The sequence below is a fragment of the Bacteroides intestinalis genome (assembly GCF_003464595.1).
Taxonomy (GTDB): domain Bacteria; phylum Bacteroidota; class Bacteroidia; order Bacteroidales; family Bacteroidaceae; genus Bacteroides; species Bacteroides intestinalis_A.
Genome location: NZ_QRZF01000001.1, coordinates 415,171 through 434,146, shown reverse-complemented (window position 1 = coordinate 434,146; position 18,976 = coordinate 415,171). Strand labels below are relative to the sequence as shown.

At 42.9% G+C, this 18,976-nt stretch carries 10 protein-coding genes; 5 read left to right on the top strand and 5 right to left on the bottom strand.

Going from position 1 to position 18,976, the window contains the following annotated elements; all coding sequences use genetic code 11:
- Positions 1-1,382 precede the first annotated feature (1,382 nt).
- The 5 genes from DWW10_RS01535 (at position 1,383) to DWW10_RS01515 (ending at position 8,546) form a co-directional block, all read left to right on the top strand.
- The gene (locus DWW10_RS01535; protein ID WP_147350449.1) at positions 1,383-3,956 is read left to right on the top strand and encodes a hypothetical protein; all 2,574 of its coding nucleotides are present in this window, start codon (positions 1,383-1,385) and stop codon (positions 3,954-3,956) included.
- A gap of 66 nt (positions 3,957-4,022) precedes the next feature.
- Entirely contained in the window at positions 4,023-4,511 is a 489-nt protein-coding gene (locus tag DWW10_RS01530; protein ID WP_229096854.1) for a TlpA family protein disulfide reductase, read from the top strand.
- Positions 4,508-6,070, top strand: a complete 1,563-nt coding sequence (locus tag DWW10_RS01525) for a DUF6029 family protein (protein WP_022393679.1) — start codon at positions 4,508-4,510, stop codon at positions 6,068-6,070. Before DWW10_RS01530 ends, DWW10_RS01525 begins: the two co-directional genes overlap by 4 nt.
- A gap of 10 nt (positions 6,071-6,080) precedes the next feature.
- Positions 6,081-7,238 carry an Omp28-related outer membrane protein gene (locus tag DWW10_RS01520; protein ID WP_022393678.1) on the top strand — a complete coding sequence of 386 codons (1,158 nt, stop codon included), beginning with the start codon at positions 6,081-6,083 and terminating at the stop codon, positions 7,236-7,238.
- Positions 7,239-7,247: 9 nt separating this feature from the next.
- The gene (locus tag DWW10_RS01515) at positions 7,248-8,546 is read left to right on the top strand and encodes a zinc-dependent metalloproteinase lipoprotein (RefSeq protein ID WP_022393677.1); all 1,299 of its coding nucleotides are present in this window, start codon (positions 7,248-7,250) and stop codon (positions 8,544-8,546) included.
- Positions 8,547-8,645: 99 nt separating this feature from the next.
- Here the strand turns inward: DWW10_RS01515 and DWW10_RS01510 are convergent, their stop codons facing one another.
- The 5 genes from DWW10_RS01510 to bglX all read right to left on the bottom strand — a co-directional run bounded on the left by DWW10_RS01510 (position 8,646) and on the right by bglX (position 18,920).
- Positions 8,646-10,526: an outer membrane protein assembly factor BamB family protein gene (locus DWW10_RS01510; RefSeq protein WP_022393676.1), complete on the bottom strand. Its 1,881-nt coding sequence runs from the start codon at positions 10,524-10,526 to the stop codon at positions 8,646-8,648.
- Positions 10,527-10,612: 86 nt separating this feature from the next.
- Positions 10,613-11,860 carry an alpha/beta hydrolase family protein gene (locus DWW10_RS01505; protein ID WP_022393675.1) on the bottom strand — a complete coding sequence of 416 codons (1,248 nt, stop codon included), beginning with the start codon at positions 11,858-11,860 and terminating at the stop codon, positions 10,613-10,615.
- 147 nt (positions 11,861-12,007) lie between these two features.
- Positions 12,008-14,836 carry a triple tyrosine motif-containing protein gene (locus tag DWW10_RS01500; protein ID WP_022393674.1) on the bottom strand — a complete coding sequence of 943 codons (2,829 nt, stop codon included), beginning with the start codon at positions 14,834-14,836 and terminating at the stop codon, positions 12,008-12,010.
- Positions 14,837-14,969: 133 nt separating this feature from the next.
- Entirely contained in the window at positions 14,970-16,292 is a 1,323-nt protein-coding gene (locus DWW10_RS01495; protein WP_118420649.1) for a glucoamylase family protein, read from the bottom strand.
- A 306-nt stretch (positions 16,293-16,598) separates the two neighbouring features.
- Complete coding sequence (gene bglX / locus DWW10_RS01490; protein WP_022393672.1) at positions 16,599-18,920, bottom strand: beta-glucosidase BglX; 2,322 nt, start codon at positions 18,918-18,920, stop codon at positions 16,599-16,601.
- Between the last annotated feature and the right edge of the window lie 56 nt (positions 18,921-18,976).

The following is an 18,976-nucleotide window of genomic DNA, read 5'->3' as shown; positions in this document are numbered from 1 at the left end:
ATTTAGTTATTTCCTTTCAGGATAAAGAGTGAAGTTTTCTTTTATGCAGCTTTGCTCTTTATCTTTTTAGAATACCTTCTCGTATTGGTATTACAAAAGTAGAAACTATATTTTTGGGAAAGGGCCTAAGTTCTCGATATTATCTTAAAGATGCTTCTATACTTAATATAATAAGACTTTTAAACCGAAAAATGAACATACCAAGTACAAGAAGAACTTAGTAAAATACAATTCTCTTTTTTATATATAAATATATCTGTGTATATTGATATGTAAAGAAAATAGTTCAATCTGTTGATTTTCAATGCTGATATAAGCTCTTTTGAGCCTCACTTACTTTATAGTTACAAAGATATGTGTTTTTTTTGTAAAAATGATACAATCAAGCTCTTTTTAACGCAATAAATTTAATATTTATAAAAACTAATTGGGATGCCATCTTGTATATTGCAATATTATAAAACAGAGATGGTTACTTATAATGTAACATGTACAAGGGGTAATTTACTCTCATTTTGTATTTCTCTTTTAATTCTTCTGTTTTTCTACTTTCCTTATTCTAATATTAGAATTTAACCTTGTTCTGAAATGTATGAGATACAATTACCTGATGAAATAATACTTTATAAAGCATATTGATCTCCTCCATTTCTACTGCTTTTTTTTACTTAAGTAAAATATAGCTCTAACAGACTCAAAATAAACACATACAGTATGTAATTAAATGTTCTTCTTGAACTTGCCATTTTTAAGATTGAAATAGTTTCTATTTACAAGAATGATGATAAATAGAAATAGGGTATAGAAGTCTGACGAGGGTAATTGAGGGAGGACATATTAACGGCTTATTCACATAATAAAATGACGAATATGACAAATGCAAAAAAGACGCTTTCATTAGTAAGTTGTTGCATTGAACTTTTTACATGTTGCTTTTGCAATAATTTAGGTTTGAGGGATACTATCCAAGTATCTATCCTCTATAATGACGCTACTTTTAATGATAATTTCATGCTATCACCTGTTCCTCCCTTTTGAGAATGCCCAAGAGAGGTGGGAATACTCTTTTTACTTTTCTATTTAAAGAATCAAATCACGGACTATTAGTTTTAGAATGTAGAATTTATTTGTCTGCAAATGTTTGTTATGCACAAGCATCAGATGTGCATTGCTAATGACTTTTTGGACAAATTGTAAATACATGAAAAGAGGCGATGTTATTTAGCCGCTTTTTATGTCGTATTTATCATATCCAAAAGGGTAAGCTTACAGAATATTATAAAGGTTATTGATTACATAAGAGAGGTTTTTTTATTTAACGAATTGGGAGAATATTTTTGGATTACTGATTCGTGTATTTATTAATTTAATTTGTTTGATTTATGAGAAAATTGTATCGATGTCTATTCTTGCTGAGCACATTTGCTCTGGCTGGAGGATTGTGGAGTTGTTCGGATGATAATGACGAACCAGATCCTAATGGGGATGGCACTGTTTTGGAAGTAGAGGCACCGGCCTCGGATGCTGTCTTTGCAACTTCAGTGACTTTTAAGCTAAAAACGAAAGGGGCAGAGTCTTATGTGTATAAAGCTGTAGAAGGAGCTAATGCTGCTGAACCGGACCCCGTCGTTGTTTATGCTGAGGCACAGGAAAATGGTGAAGTGGTAACTGTAACGGGAGATACAGACGAAACGATTGTAGCAGGTCTGGAAGGTAATAAGACTTATACTGTGTTTTTTGTATTTAAGGTAGGCAATGAGTATAAAATACACTCGCAAGTGGTTAATACACCGAAATACTCGCAAAGGGTAACGATCATAAAATCTGATATGTTTTCTGTAACATTTCATGTAGAAGTACCTGCTGATGAGTATTATCTTGTAAGTTTTATAGATGTAGAGCTATATGAGAGCTATAAAGATCAGCAGGGACGTAACGATGTTGATTATATTATAGCTGGAATGGGGATGGCAAACCCTCGCTATAAAGGTCCTCGGAATATCACGATACAGAATGGTGTTTTCACTCATGCTGGTGCTTTGAATGAGAAAGATTATATCGAATATGCTGATGAATTTACGTATGCTGTACATCCGGGAACTGGCTATGTGCTTTTTGTCAGCCAATGTGCTGAAGATGGTTCTACAGATGATTATAGCCAGTTTGCAGAAGGTGGCGGTGATGACTGGGGAGACCTGGGTGCTAAATTGCCGAATGTGAAAAAATATACAGAGGAATCGCCGACAAGTGAATTTGTTAGTTTTACCGGTCATTATGCAAAAACTGTATTCTTTACTCAAGAACCGAAGCAAGGCACTGGTAGTGTAATGGTGAATATTGATCGTGTAACAGAAAAGAATGCTGTAATCACCTTTACTCCGACTGATGATCTTTTGCAATATGTCGTAATGATGATTGGTGATAAGGTGAGAGAAGAATATCTTCCTTTTTTAGGCGGAGAAGATGGTTGGCAGGCATTTGTTTTAAATAGAGGTGCTGCTGTTGACGGTGTACAACAAGGAACATTCGAATTGGAGCAAGGAGTGGAATATAGTTTGTATATTGTAGGGGTATGTACTGAAGATGGAACAGTACAAACATTCCAAAAAACGGCAGGTATTAAAGCTATTGTTTCTGATAAACCAGCTGTGGAATTGAAAGTAACTCCGTTAGTTTTAAATAACCCTTATCAAGTAGGTTTCAACGTGAAAGCACCTAATGCAGACTGTGCTGGGTTTAAATATATTCTTAATTATACTAAGGAATGGTATCCCATGTTGAACCAGTTGGAGGGGACTACTTTGGAAGATAATATTGCAAGTATGGTGAATAGTTATGGACAGGGTATCAATGATGTAGAGGTCCTGAGTAAAGTTAATAGCAATGCTGGGTATGACTTATACTTCTCTTCAATAGATGATATTGAAAGTTGGTTGATTTTGGAATCTTATAATGCGGATGAGAAAACAAAACTATTCTATGATGGACCGGATTACAAAACAACATCAGCTCCTCTTCCTGCAGAAGAACCTGTGAACAGTGAGTTGTTCAATAAACTACAAGGTAATTGGATGGCCACTATGACCAGTGCTAATGAAGGTAGTAAACCTGTAACAATGCCTGTTACAATTGCTGCTGGTCCTGAGAAAATATCTACATTACCTGAGGATGTTAGGGCTGCTTTAGTTAACTATTATGTAGAAAAGAAGCAATACACAGAAGCTAAGGCAAACGAAGTCGTACTTAGTTATTTTGAGGAATATAAGGAAAGAAACGAATATTATACTCAGAAATACAGGAATATGAATTGCCTCGTTGCCACTGGATTCAACTATAATAATTCTTTTGCTCCTTTGGCTACACCATGGGATTTATTCCAGTCAACTGAATATTCCTCTTATAATACAGATGAGCTGTTCCGTGATTATGGACCGAAGTTATTCTTGAATATTAGTAAAGATGAAGCTGGAAAAGATATGGTAACAGTGATATCGACTCGCTATGCAGAGGATGGCTATAACTATGCTCGCTATATAGATCCTGTGGCAGACTGGGCTATAACTTTGCAGATGTATGCATATAATCCTGAAGCCAGCAATAATTATTATATAGCAGACTTCCCGGTTGAAATATCTGAAGACATGAACACGATTACCATTAAACCGGTAGAGCAAGAAGGTGTTACTTATGCACCGGGTTTTGCTGTTGAATATACTGCCGGTAGTCCCTCTTGGAGTTTCCCGGTTAATGCAACTGGTATTGTCCTGACACGTGCCACCAGTGATGCTGTACAAAAAGCTACAAGTCGTAGTATTTCTACAGTTAAACCTAAGGTCAGTGCTCGTAGTGGTAACCATTTCCGCAGAACTCGTACTCCTTTCGGTTATGTTGTTAAAACTCCGGTTCAAAGAGAGGTATTCTCTATGGATCGTATGAAAAAGAATTTGAAGAAATAATTAGTATAACAATAAGGAACTTCTATGGGAGAGATCTCCTGTAGAAGTTCTTTTAATATTTTAGTTATGAATAAATTATTCTATATAACTCTCTTTCTTCTTTTTACAGTGACAGTTTCTGCACAGGAGGCATGGCCGGATGTAAAAGTAGAAAATGAAAAAGGTGAGGTAATAAGTACCAAAGAAATACTTGGTGGAAAACCAGCTATTGTTTCTTTCTGGGGTGTTACTTGTAAGCCTTGTATGACGGAGTTGAACACATTGAATGAATTGCTGGAAGAATGGCGAAAAGAAGTCGATTTCAATGTTATTGCTGTATCTATTGATGATAGTCGCTTTACAGCGCGTGCCCGTTCTATGGCTAAAGGTTTTGACTGGGATTTCATCTGCCTATTCGACAAAAATCAAGATTTGAAACGTGCGATGAACGTTATGCTGACACCACAGACATTTGTTGTTGATGGTACCGGAAAGGTGGTTTATGCACATACCGGTTATACTCCAGGTAGTGAATATGAATTGTTGGAGCAACTTAAAGCAATCACTAAAAAATGAAACACATTTTATTCTTATTGCTGTTGGCAGGTACTGCGATGCCCAATCTGTGTGCCCAGGATAAAGGACACTTGACAGGAGGGTTAGAATCGAACAGCATATATTATGTAAAAGATAGTAAGCTCGGAGATGAGAGTAGTGTCTATCCGGATGATCATTTTGGAAGCAATAATTATCTGAAACTTGACTATATCCGAGGAAAGTTCACTGCCGGAGTTCAGCTGGAAGGCTTTTTCCCAGCTTTGCAAGGATATGACATAGGGAACTATGGTGACAAGAAAGCATTTCTGGGTGTAAAGTATGTAAGCTGGCAGGATGATAACTTTGGTTTCCGTGTGGGAGATATCTTCGAGCAGTTTGGTTCGGGTATGATATTCCGTAGTTTTGAGGATCGTACGTTGGGCATCAACAACTCTATCGAAGGAGTTTTCGGATCTTATTCTTACGAAAATATCCTCACGCTGAAAGGATTGTATGGACGACCTCGTCTGTATACGGATTATACAGATTCATGGGTACGTGGTGCTGATCTTAGTTTTTCTGTTGCTAACCTTATCGGTTGGCAGGGAATCATGCTCAATCTGGAAAGTAGCTATGTGAATCGTAATGAAAAGGTATCCGATGAGTTGGCGGAACTGATGAAGCCTAATTTGGATATGTATTCGGCACGTGCCAATTTTGACTGGAATGGTTTTAATGGTCGTGTGGAATATGTTGATAAGGGCAAAGATGTCTCTTCTGCACTGTTAGGTGCTACTGCCAAAGGTCATGGCCTGTTGGCTGAGCTGGGCTACAGTAATAATGGTTTCTCAGTTTTAGGTACTTATCGCGAACTGAAATATATGAGCACGAAACTCTCGCTGGATGGTAGTGGGGTAGGAAATATTCTGAATTATCTACCTGCCCTGACGCGCCAGTATACTTACATGCTTGCTAACCTGAATCCTTATCAAAGCAATGGTGAAGGTGAGAAAGGTGGACAAGTAGATGTTTACTACTCTTTACGTAGCAAAGAAGATCGTAGTAAATACTGGAATTTCCATGCCAACGGTTCTATGTTTTATTCAGATAAAGCCACTACGGTAGAGTCACGTTTGTTGTGGCGGGATATTAATGCCGATGTAGAACGTCAGTGGAACAAACAACTGAAGACAACTTTCCTGGTATCTGTTCAGGAATGGAGCCCTACTCATGGAATGGATGACAAAACCTATGTATCGAACATATTCGTATTAGACGGTTTGTATAAGTTTGACCGGAAGAAGTCACTGCGTGCCGAAGTACAGTATCTTTATTCAAAGGATTATGAAAAAGACTGGATTGCAGGGCTGGTTGAATTTAATCTGGCTCCCCGTTGGAGCTTTTCCGTGAGCGATATGTATAATATGGGTGATACGAAGGTACACTATTATAATGGTTCCGTGAGCTATACCCGGAAGAATACGCGCTTACAGTTGAGTTACGGACGGAATCGTGCCGGATATGTCTGTTCGGGCGGTGTATGTCGTTATACACCTGCTTACACTGGAGCTAATCTTACATTAACTACTTCATTCTAAAAAAAGACTTATGAAAAAATATTGGAATTTATTATTGTGTTCTTTCTTACTTGTATTTGCTTCTTGTTCTGGCAATTCAGGTGAAGACGAGGTGCCTGAAGGTGGCGAACTGGTATTGATCTCTTCTGCTGCGTATATAGAGAATAATGGTACGGATCAGGCTGTATTTACAGTTATGAAAGGTAAGAAAGATGTTACTTCCGAAGCTAAAATTTATCAGAAGAATGGTGCAAGCTATGATCTGATGTCTTCCACTTCTTTCTCCTCAAAGAAATCGGGTGAATACGCTTTCTTCGCTAGCTATAATGGTGAAATGTCTCCTGCAATTACAGTAACAGTGACTTCCGGAATGCAAGGTTTACCCGAAGATCCTCAGCCTGATAAATTTGACGGATTCAAGCAACGTGTGCTGGCAGTGCAGGGTACAAGTCTGGGATGTGTATACTGTCCTCTTATGATTGCCGGTCTTACGGAATATGCCAAGCTGGAAGAAAGCAAGAGCACCGTATTGGTGGCTGCTCATGCAATCATGTCGGGTGATGACATGATTTCGGATTACAGTACCGCCGTAGCCAAAGGCATGGGCTTCAACACTACCGGTATACCTGCTTTATTGTTTAACATGCGTTCAAGTAGTGAGATATTGGGGCTCACCAGTGCGGACTCTCCCAGCAGTGTAGCTAAACATGTTCAATCTGCTGCCCAAACTCTGTTGCAGAGCGGTGCTAATACAGGTATCTGTGCTGCTGTATCAGGTACCGAAGCTTCCGGCTCTATCAAAGTGACCGCTGCTGTAAAGGTAGGAAAGGCTGGAAAATACCGCATCTGTGCGTGGGTGCTTGAAGATGATATTCATGCAACCGGACAATTGAATAAATATCCCTCATTGGAAGGAACCTATGACTTTACCTATCATAGCAACGTTTTGCGATGCATCTCTTCGACCAGCCCGATTACGGGTGTGAACCTGGGTGGAAAAGAAGAATGTAAGTCTGGTGAAACCTTGGGTTTCTCTTATGAGTTTGATTTGAAGAAGCTCTCTGTTACAAATATGGCGAATGTGCGTGTAGCAATTATTGTTACCCGCAATGAAAGCGGTGCACGCTATATAGTAGACAATGTAATCAGTAGCAAACTGAATAGCCAGGTGAAATTTGAATATAAATAAACGAGTTGAATGATGAAATTGAAATATTTATTCCTACTGTTTACAGTCGTATTATTCTGCGGCTGTTCAGAAGATGATGCAGAGCCTGTTTTCACATTACAGAATGCGGAAGTGGTTGCCAATGCCGAAGGTGGTGAGTATACTGTAACGGTGACAAGTACCAGTGACTGGACTGTATCCGAAGGTGCGGCATGGGTTGCTACGGAGATCTCCACCACAAAGGATAAGCTGGTACTGAAAGTGAATGAGAACCTGGAAAAGACAGATCGTTCGCTGACTCTTACACTGACTAATGCCGAGAATCTTTCGCAGACAGTCTCTGTAAAGCAAGGCACTTATGCTTATAGTGCAAATCACCACTATAAATTGCCGGTTGTCTTCCATGTGCTTTATTGGAATGCAAACAACACGCAACACTATGTAAAGGAAGGACATTTACAGAAAGTATTGAATCTTGTTAACCAGTATTATGATAATAGTGGTGTCGACATGAACTTTGAGTTTGTGATGGCTACAGAAGATCCTGATGGCAACAAACTGGAAGAACCGGGTGTGAGCCGTGAGAAATGGCAGTATACAACGATGGACTGTACCTCTTTCATGGGTAGCGGTGACAAGAAGTATAAAGACATCTTGTGGGATACGAACCGATATGTCAATGTGGTTTTGTATAACTTCTCCGATGAATTGGTAATGGGTATTGCCCAATTCCCATGGTTGCCCGAGCCTTTTGAATTAGGGGGTATCAGCCAGGCACCGAAAGGAGCTAACCTGAGTGAGAATCCTTATCCGCAGTGCGTAAGCCTTAATAATAAGTATATCTATGATATTCCGGAGGGTGCGGATAAATACTCCATGTCCAATGTAATTGTGACGCTTTCTCATGAGTTAGGTCACTTCTTAGGGTTGTATCATGCTTTCAACCAATTGAACAATGGTAATACAAACACAAATCTGGATACTGATTATTGCACGGATACACCGCCCTACAACAAGGCGCTTTATGATGTGAAGCTGACCAATTATCTGACCTATAATCCTGAGATTACTTCAAAATCCTCGGATGCTTACAAGGTGTATGTGATGCGTGTAAACAGCAAAACAAATGTGGAATTCCGTTCGGCTAACATCATGGATTATGCCATCTCGGATGCCAATGCGTTTACTAAAGAGCAGGCTGCACGCGTCAGATATATATTGAATCATGCGCTCTTTATGCCAGGACCGAAAGATCATACCGGTGCTGACTTTACGGAAACGAGGGGTAGTGCCTCCGACTTCCGCTTTACTCCTCAATTCATGGAATAAGGAAGGTAAGCGGGGAGTTGTGTAAAGCATACTTCTGATAAATGAATGCGGGAAACCTCGAAGAGATAATTTTGCTCTCTCGTGTTTCCCGCATTTTTATTAGTTAACTGGATATTCCAGACAAGTAACCGTACCATCCATTGTCATAACGATAAGTTTCCCTTTCCCTGCACTCTTCAGAGAAGTAATTGCCGAATGGGAGATTTTGTGCGACCAGGCAATGCCACTTCCATCTGTTCGTATAGCATGAAGGACGCCGAATTCAGTAGGAACAAATACCAACTGTCCGGTAGCTTCCATACGGGTAGGGATAAAGTTACCTTCATAAGGCATCAATGTGTTCCAAAGATTGTTGTATGTACCTTGAGAAATGTCTACTGCGGTAATAGTGTTCTTGATTCCTTTCACATACATCGTTTTTCCATCCGGTGAGAAACCAAGAGATTCGCGTCCTTTTGCTTTATCGGAAGCCCAGAGGATTTCTCCTGTTTCGGGGTGGAATGAGCGGACAAAATAGTCGGAACTGAGGACAATGACTTGCTCATTCTTCTTTCCTTGCTGCGTATAGGGTAGTACAACCGGCCAGCAGGCACCCGGTGAGAAATATCTGCCTCGTTTGGTGTCGAACTCCCATACTCTCTTTCCACTCTTGCGGTCTATAGCATAGAACATTGCTCCCCAAGTGCCTATATACACACGCTCTTTATCAATAGCCGGACGCGATTCGATGTAGCCATGCAAGCCATCGCAAGTCCAGTTCAGCGTTCCGTCTGCCAGTTTTAAAGAATAGAATTTACCGTTGCTGCTGCCTATATAAACTGTTTCTTCTGATACGAGGGGACAAGCTACAATAGGGTAATCCGTATTGTACTTCCAGCATACAGTGCCTTGTTTCCGGTCGAGGGCATAGATGAAGCCGTCACACGAAGATATGATTACAAGCCGGGGAGTAATGAACGGGGCTGAGAATATCTTATTCCCGGTGGTATAGGTCCACAATGTTTTACCATCGGCGACATTAAGGGCGTGGACCACACCGGCAGTATTGGTATAGACATACAGATCACCGTCTATGCTACCTTGTGAAGCAATATCAGTTACGTCTTTTAATTTCCAGCTTTCGCGTACTGAAGGATATTCGTCATTGATGGTAAAGTCGGGGCGATAGTAGGTGGTATCTCTCTTTTCCTGCAGAGGGGCCAGGAGGATAGTATGCCATGCCGGGTGAGTTTCTGTTTTGATGATGCGTTCCTGAAACTCTAATGTATTGCCACGGAGGGTTACGAGATTATATCCTCCTATCGGATCTTCTCTCCGCAAAGACGAACGCCCGAGAACGGCAGGAATACCTTCTGCATCATAAGCATGGTTCACGTGCAGGTGCCCTCCGAGTATTGCTTGGATATTGCGTGTTTTAAGAATGTCGATAACTTCGTACCAGTTACTCAGGTCCTGATTGAGAGGAAAGTGATTGATGAAGATAATGGGTTGCTTTGCCGGAGTAGCACGGACGATGGAATCGAGCCACAGAATCTCTTCGCGGGGGATGTGAGGTGGTCCCATACGTAGGCTTGGTCCGGCACCACAGCCGATAAAACGAACTCCCTGCCAGTCATAACAAAAATGGGAAGCCTGGAAAATCTTGTCGAACATCGTGCATCCGTTTTCACTCCAGTTTACATCATGGTTGCCGGGAATGAGGAAATAAGGCTTCCTGAAATCTTTCAGAATGTCTTGCAGCAAATAGAATTCTTTGGTATCACCGAATTCGGTGACGTCGCCGCTGAGAATAGTGAAGTCAACATCTGGATTAGCATTGATGTCTTCAATGGATTGCCGCAGATCATCTTCGGCATAGGCGAAAGAATTGAGGTGTACATCGCTGAGCCAGGCGAAAGTGAAGGCTCGTTGGTTGCTGTCTTGCCCGTAGGAGAGGACGGACAGCGCTATCACGCAGATAGCCAATAAAATTCTTTTCATGATTTTTGGGGGTATTAGTAAGTGTTCCCCCAAAGGTAAAAAGTTTCCGCGGTAAAACATTACTTTTACCGCGAAAACAAATAAGTTTAAGGGAAGGACGGATCATTTGTTCCCCACCATTTACACCAGCGCTCATAGTCCACCTTTTCGTAAAGGGGGGCAATGGTTACTTCTGTATTTACTTCTTTCTTATCAAGTAGGAACTTGTCGACAAATGCTTCTACTTCAGGATATTGGTTCGTCGGTAATTGACAATGCCCATGCCCTCCTACAATAGAGAAGCCCATTCTGTCGGCAATACCGAAAGTTTCCCAAACCTTGCGGGCGGCACGGCAGGAGACATAACCCGATTCGTCTGCAAGCCATACATAGTCCGGATTTCCAAGTACCAGCAGTGCACGCGGTGCCACCATAGCACACAATTCATGGTGGTCATACGGCAACTTCGAAACATTGTCTTCCTTATATTGGAACATACTTTCCATGAACCAGGCATGGCTGGTTCTTCCCAATGTTTCCACTTCACCCAGCGTTTCGGATACTCGCCATGCAGCAGCACCTCCACCACCGGGTTCCTGAGCAATAGTCAGTGCAATGCGCTCGTCGAATGCTCCGGCAAAGAGAGCCATCTTACCGGCAAAGGAACAACCGGATATGGCCAATTTCCTGGTATCTATCTTACTCTTTTTTCCTACAATTTCCAATCCGTCGATGATACGGCTTACGCCCCACGACCAGGCGCAGTAGGCTCCCATATCCGTTTGATCGGGATAGAGCTTATTGATAGGTTCATTGCCGCGCTTTTGTGTATGCGACATAACTTGTGTGAAATTGAATGCGATTTGTGCTATATTACGGCTCGTGAAAATGACAGGAGGAAGACTACCTGTACCTCTTCCTATTCCGATGATGGCTGGGAAAGGACCTTTACCTTCCGGATAAGTAATCTTGGCTTTCAGAGTGAGTGTCTGTCCGTTTACCGTTACATTGACTCTAAGAGTATCATCCACGATATCCGCAGTAATGTCTTTCTTTGATACTACAGGTTTTTCACCTATTTCATAGTGTTCTATTTCGCGGGCTATTTCGGCACGTCGGCGGCTCCAGTCTTTGAAGTTGGTTGAGCGACCGCTACCGTCAGACCATTGAAAAGGATCGGTCAATGGTTTGACTACCGGTAACTCATTGATTCCGGGTAATACGGGAGATGAATTCTTTATTCCCGTACTCTCCACGTTATAAACTAAAGGGATTTTCTGCGCGAATGTCACAGTACCCATTCCCATGCTCAGCAGCATAATCAGTGCCAGTAAATGTGTTTTCCTGTTTTTCATGTTTCTATCTTTATTAAGAGGTTTACATCTGCCGACAAAGATAGATGATGTTTTTATTGCCTGGTCAGGATGATGTTACAGATACTTTTCATTACGTTACATCTTTAGGATGAAATCTTTAAAGATGAAAGAGAACACCTGATCTATTTAGTCAATATTCAAAAAATATTCATTCAGGTTTTGTGTAGGCTTCAAATCAAGCTTCTTTCTCAATCTATACCGGTTATTCTCTACCGCACGGACCGAAAGGTTCATTAAAGAGGCGATGTCCTTGGTCTCCATATTCAATCTGAGACAGGCGCAGAGGCGGAGGTCGTTGTTGGTGAGTTGCGGATGCATTTCTTTCAGTCGCTTGAAGAAGTTACGATGCTTCTGCTCGAACTTGATAAGGAACATTTTCCAATCATCTTCGGTATCGAGATTGTTGGCGAGCAGATTGTTTATCTTCTGATAAAGAGGGATCAATCCTTTCTGTGTATTCCGGGAACAGATATCATCTACCATCTCTTTGAGTTTCAGAATGAGTTCGTTCTTGTGGATGATAAATGAAGTCTGAGTGAAGATCTCGGCATCTTTTTCTTCGATTTCATTTTGGAGTTGCTCGTTCATCAAACGCAAGTGTGCAGCTTCCTGGGCTTTCATCCGACGCAGATGTTTGGTTTGCAGGCGCCGTTTCATCAGGTAGAAGGTACCAAACAGGGCAGCAATGATGAGGGCACAGCAGGTCAGATACCACCAAACGGTATTGTACCAGGGAGGAAGTACATTAAACTCCAGAAGAGTATCCGGTGAGTAATTATTCAGTCCATCTGTAGTGCGCAGGCGCAATGTATACTTGCCTTGTGGCAGACGGGCATAGGAAATGCTATTCAATTGTTTCGGGGCACTCCAGGTGCTATCCATTTCCTCCAGTTGGTATTGTACAGAGAGATTTCCGGCAAATGCGGCATTGACAGAGAAACCGACAGTAACCGTATTGTCTTGAAAAGGGATGTGGATGGTCTGATTAATATCTATAAAACCTGCATTCAACTCTTTTCCGGCATGAATAAACTCCAGATTAGGAGCGGAAAGCTCTACGGTCTGCCGCTTACTGCGGTGGGAGTTATGGAGAATGAAACCTGCATCCAGACAAATAAGTGAAAGTGAGTCGTTAAGGACGGCGATGTTCTCGTAGGCAGTGATGAGCGAGAGATTATCAGCTTCTACTTTATAGGCTTCGCGGATGCGTGCAATGTAACCGTCGTAAAAGAAACGATAGACTGATGAACCGGTAATGGCCCAACTCTCTTCGCTATCAATAGGGACGATACGTTTAAGATCATGTATGGTTTCGAAGCAACGGTTCAGGTGCTGTTCAAGTTGCAAGTTGTCGTTGACCTCGTCATAGATATAAAACTGGTCATTGCCTAAGAAGAGGATACGGCCGCCCGATTTGAATAGTTGCAGCCGGGCAGGGAGCGAACTGTCTTTTTCATTACCATAATAAGTATAATAGCGGAAGGCATTTTGTTCGTCATTCAGCCGACATTTATATACGCCCCGACTGGTGGTTTCTAACCATATATTTCCAAGATGGTCTACTTCGGCATTATATATCGGGTCGGATATCTGTCGCATGGAATTTAATTCTCCGGTAGTTCTGTTCAGTATCAGTAAGTTATCGTAGGTAATGATAATTTGTATCTGTTTTCCATTGATGGTTGCCTCCAATGTACGGAAGACTCCGGTATTGACACGATAAGGGTGGCGGATGCGGAAGTCGGGAAGGATTTCCAGTAATCCGTTGGTGTGTGCACAGAATAATCGTCCATCTATTTTTCGAAAAGACCATACTTGTCCCTGTGTACCTTCTATCAATTTGAGAGAGGAGAATACATCCAGCTCATTGAGTTTGTTATACTGGGTATAGTAGATTCCCTGATTTGTACCGATAAGCAGGTTGTCATGCCAGATAGTAGCATCGTATATGCCCCCGAATCCACCATCGGTAGAACGGTAGTAACTTAATCCGTCAGTATAGCGAATGTAGGCGAGACCGCGGTCCAGGGCTGCCCAGATGTTATTCTGGTTATCTTCGTAGAGAGACAGAACGGTATTATTCTGAAGAATGTTGGTGGTAGAGAAATGGTTGAGGATGTTTCCGTGGGTATCGACCTCATATACACCGCTAAGTTGCGTACCCAGATAGTAGGTATTCCGTTTGGCGGAATAGATAGCACAGTTTAATTCCTGGCCTCTTAACTGTCGGGAAAGAGATAGGTTCCAGGGAATAAAGTTCTTTTGGTCATAGATGTAAATATCTCCGGTGGAAGTGCCTATCAAATAGCGGTCAGTGTCGTAAGGCAGGATGACGCGAGTGGTAGTACCGTTCAGGAATTCGCTTCCGGGAATTTTGTTGAGTATCCCATTATTCAGTTGATAAAGGGCGCCGTACATTTCCTGTACCCAGTATTCACTTCGTACTTTCAGCAGTAGTAGAAAAGCGCTTGGCCCGTTAATGGGGGTGATGGTTTGATGGTCGTATACATAGATGTGGCTGAAGGATTGGAAATATACTTTATTACCATCTATCCAAATGCGCCAGAAACTTTGATTGTCGAGTGGATTGTCTCCTTTGATTAATCCTTTGAGGGAAGTGTATTTCAACTCTCCCGATTGGTCGCGATCCCAGCGACCCAGGTCTTCGGAGCCACCACTATATATGGTCTGATGCGATTCTACGGCAATGGCACGCACGATGCTGGCATTGGGCGTTTGAAAAAGTTTCCATTCCATACCGTCGGATGCCAGTAACCCGATGCTGTTTCCGAAGTACATGATGCCTTTTTCATCTTGCCCGATGGACCAATTTTTATTGGCAGCGTGATATTTGTCACGTGAGAGGTTGGTGACATAAGGTTTTTGATTGGCAAATAGGGTAGCGCAGACAAAAAGGGACACACAGGTTATGATGATGTTCTTTCGGATGTCCATAAATAGGTTGAATAAAGGTTAGAAAAGGCCATGACCTTATTGTTATTCTTGGGACAAAGATAGTTAATTTAAGGTAAGGGCAAAAAATATGGGGAGATTCTTCTTCTTAATATGAAAGTCTCTCCCCATGTTTCTATTTAAATCCCAGCTTTTTTAATCCTGTCTGTACATCGGGATGACTCATGAAGAGTTTCCATAATAATCCTGTACGATAGTTTTCTATCATTACAACTATAGGTCCCTGGTCTATCGCAAGATAGCGTTTAGGATACCAATCTTCGGTTTCACTGAAGGCATCATAGAAGCCATAAGGGCCGAGCACTTTATCCCCCATGTTATAAAGATAGCGCATTACTTCCAATGAATATTCAGGAGTATAAACAATGGAAGAAAGAGCGGCAGTGGGGGAGATGACGCCATGGTCTGCAAGCTCATTTGGGGCATGGGCAGCATATCCGTTGACGGAATAACTGGCTGTCAGTCCCCAGCAGTCAGATCCAAAACCTTTCCATTGCTTGGGGTTGCGGATGCAATAGGCACGATTGATAAGGGTGAGATTGCGCATCTCATCGAAATAACCGGGACAGTATTTATCGGATAGATTTGTCGGATCCAATCCGAGGAATGAATAATGTGCCCAGAAAAGGGGACCGGCTTCGCACCCTTGGTAACGCAGGTGAAGTTCGATATCTTCTACTTTATGAGGATCGACAATAGCGCCTTTCTCTGCCCAGCCATCGTGATAGACCTCGACGGGAACACTGTGTGTGGGAGAAGCGGCGGCAAGGATGTACATGATGAGGCACTCGTTATAACCATGTACGGGAAAATTCATTTCCCAACCGTATTCGGGACTCCAATGCCAGTAGAGCACGTTCTGGTCGTTTTGTCGATAGAAGTTCCAGTCTACTTCACGCCAGAGGGTGTCGATACGTCCGGCCAGGGCTTGCTCTTCGGGCGAACCGCTGACGTAATATTGGTGTACGGCCAGCAATCCCTGCATAAGGAATGCTGTTTCTACGAGATCGCCTCCATTATCTTTCTGACCGAAAGGTTTCACCTTGCCGTTATCTCCATACCACCAGTGAGGATAAGCACCATGAAACCGATCGGCTGTCTCGAGGAAAGAAACAATCTTCTCCATACGTGCCAGCCCTTCTTCACGGGTGACGTATCCGCGGTCGATACCTGCCAATATAGCCATAATTCCGAAACCACTGCCACCGGTGGTTACTACATGCTGGTCATCTTCGGGATAGATGCCGTCCATATGGATGCGCTCACATGCCAGTCCGCTGTTAGGCTCGGCACCCTCCCAGAAATAGTTGAAAGTGCGGCGTTGTATGGTATCCATTAGTGCTTCGTCGCTTATGGAACCGGATTTTGCTGTCGGGCTTTTACATTGTGTAAAGCCTGATAGTAATAAGAGCAGTAATAAGCTATATTGTATCTTCATATCTGGTATGGTAATGAACTCATTTTTTTATTTTTTTGCCGATTGCCTGTCTCGATTTATTGATGATAAAAGAGTGCTTTGCAACCGGCTGATTATCAGGGAACTGTAACAGACCTATCTCAGTATACGACTGAGGTACCCTAAGTATGATACTGAGATACCCTAAGTATAGGACTGAGGTACCCTAAGTATACGACTATGCCTCGACTATTGGCTTGTTGTAAGCAATTAGTATTAAGACCAAGACTGATATACTAAACGATACTCCGTCCGAAGTGAATCAATAACTTTCAAAATACAAAATTGTCACTTCAAACTCAGGTGAGCCGTTTTTACACTTTGGCTGCTACCCCCAATCATTATGTCGAAGTCTCCCGGTTCGGCTACGAAGTTGAGTTCATAGTCGTAGAAGCGCAGTAACTCCGGAGTGATTTTGAAAGATACAGTCTTACTTTCACCTGCTTTGAGGAAGATTTTATCGAACCCTTTCAGCTCTTTTACCGGACGGGTAATGCTTCCTACAAGGTCGCGGATATAAAGTTGCACTACTTCTGCACCATCGTACTTACCGGTATTGGTTACCGTGACCATAGCAGTAACAGAACCATCTTGTCCCATAGTCGGGGCACTCAGCGTTATGTTGCTGTATTGGAAGTTGGTATATGACAAACCATAGCCGAATGGATACAATGGATCGTTGTCTACATCCAGGTAGTTACTGCGGAATTTCTCGAACCATTTGCCTTCCGGTAAGGGGCGGCCGGTATTTTTATGATTGTAGAACAAAGGTATCTGGCCTACGTTTTTGGGGAATGTCATCGTCAGTTTACCGCTGGGATTTACATCGCCGAACAATACATCGCCAATGGCGTATGCAGCCTCACTTCCACCAAACCATACATTCAGGATGGCGGGCACATGCTCCTGTTCCCAAGTCAGCGTTAGCGGGCGACCGGTAAAAAGCGTCAGTACGACAGGCTTCCCGGTTTTCAGCAGAGCTTCCAATAGAGTGCGCTGTACATCGGGAAGATCCAGGTTGGTGCGGCTTGAGCTTTCACCACTCATTTCGGATGATTCTCCCAATGCAGCTATGATTACATCTGCATTAGCGGCCACTTTCAGCGCCTCGTCCAGTATTTCTTTATCTGTACGATTATCACGATTTAGTGAACGGCCGAACATCGTGGCACGTTCTTCGTAGGCTGCATCACTGATGAGGTTACTACCTTTGGCATAAGTGATGTTTACTTTGCCTGCCATCATCTCTTTCAATCCCTCGTACACGGAAGGATAATCGTTGAGGCGTGCGGCTACACTCCAGGTTCCCGGCATGTTGCTGCGGGTATTTGCCAGTGGGCCGATGACAGCTACCGTACCTTCTTTTTTCAAAGGAAGTGTCGGGTTTGCAGAAGAACCTGACTTGTCGTTTTTCAGGAGTACAAAGCTCTCTCCCGCAATCTTGCGGGCAGCGTCGCGATGTTCCTTGGTGAAGATGTCACGTTTCGGGCGTTTCAGGTCGCAGTACTTATAAGGATTGTCGAATAATCCCAGTTTGTATTTGGCTTCAAGGATGCGGCGACAGGCTTTGTCCAGGGTTTCCATACTGATCTTGCCTTCGTCGATGGATTTCTTGATTGTACCCGTGAAGCCTTCACTTACCATGTCCATATCCACGCCTGCATTGAGTGCACGTGCGGAAACAGTCTGCAAGTCACCGATGCCGTGCGCTATCATTTCGGAGATACCGGTAAAGTCTGTCACCACAAAGCCGTCGAAGCCCCATTGCTTGCGCAGTACGTCGGTCATCAGCCATTTATTAGCCGTGGCTGGTACGCCGTCTATTTCGTTGAAAGACGCCATAACGCTGCCTACACCTGCATCTACGGCAGCTTGGTAGGGATACATGTATTCGTTGAACATACGGTTACGGCTCATGTCTACGGTATTGTAATCACGTCCGGCTTCTCCGGCGCCATACAGTGCGAAGTGTTTTACACATGCCATAATTTCATCGTTGCGCTTCAGTTGGTTGTTGAGGTCGATACCCTGATAACCCGATACCATTGCTTTAGCGATGGCTCCACCCAAGAATGGGTCTTCGCCGTTACCCTCGCTGACGCGTCCCCAGCGCGGATCACGGCTGATGTCTACCATCGGGCTGAATGTCCAGGAAATACCATCAGCACTGGCCTCGGTGGCTGCAATGCGGGCAGATTTCCTGATAGCTTCCATATCCCAGGAACAGGAGAGTCCCAATGGAATAGGAAAAATGGTTTCGTAGCCATGCACCACGTCCATGCCGAATATCAGGGGGATGCCCAGGCGTGACTTCTCTATGGCAAGTTTCTGTACATCGCGTATCTTCTCCACCCCTTTCAGGTTGAGGAGTCCGCCCACCAGTCCTTGTTCAATCTTTTTTGCCACATCACTGTTCTGTGCCTGTCCGGTGACGATCTCGCCGGAAACGGGCAGGTTCAGCTGGCCGATCTTTTCCTCTACAGTCATCTTCTTCATCAATGCATCGATGAAGCGATCCATATCCTGCGGAGACTTTTGTGCCTGTATGGCAGCAGTGCTAAGAAACGCTGCTGCTAACAGGACACTTGTTCTTCTGAAAACTTTCTTCATACACTCTGTTTTTTATAAGAACTATCCCCAATCCTCTTCATCCTGAAATGAAGAGA

Coding starts and splice junctions, on each gene's coding strand:
- DWW10_RS01535 (WP_147350449.1), top strand. CDS start 1,383: ATGAGAAAATTGTATCGATGTCTATTCTTGCTGAGCACATTTGCTCTG.
- DWW10_RS01505 (WP_022393675.1), bottom strand. CDS start 11,860: ATGAAAAACAGGAAAACACATTTACTGGCACTGATTATGCTGCTGAGC.
- DWW10_RS01520 (WP_022393678.1), top strand. CDS start 6,081: ATGAAAAAATATTGGAATTTATTATTGTGTTCTTTCTTACTTGTATTT.
- DWW10_RS01525 (WP_022393679.1), top strand. CDS start 4,508: ATGAAACACATTTTATTCTTATTGCTGTTGGCAGGTACTGCGATGCCC.
- DWW10_RS01500 (WP_022393674.1), bottom strand. CDS start 14,836: ATGGACATCCGAAAGAACATCATCATAACCTGTGTGTCCCTTTTTGTC.
- DWW10_RS01515 (WP_022393677.1), top strand. CDS start 7,248: ATGATGAAATTGAAATATTTATTCCTACTGTTTACAGTCGTATTATTC.
- DWW10_RS01530 (WP_229096854.1), top strand. CDS start 4,023: ATGAATAAATTATTCTATATAACTCTCTTTCTTCTTTTTACAGTGACA.
- DWW10_RS01510 (WP_022393676.1), bottom strand. CDS start 10,526: ATGAAAAGAATTTTATTGGCTATCTGCGTGATAGCGCTGTCCGTCCTC.
- bglX (WP_022393672.1), bottom strand. CDS start 18,920: ATGAAGAAAGTTTTCAGAAGAACAAGTGTCCTGTTAGCAGCAGCGTTT.
- DWW10_RS01495 (WP_118420649.1), bottom strand. CDS start 16,292: ATGAAGATACAATATAGCTTATTACTGCTCTTATTACTATCAGGCTTT.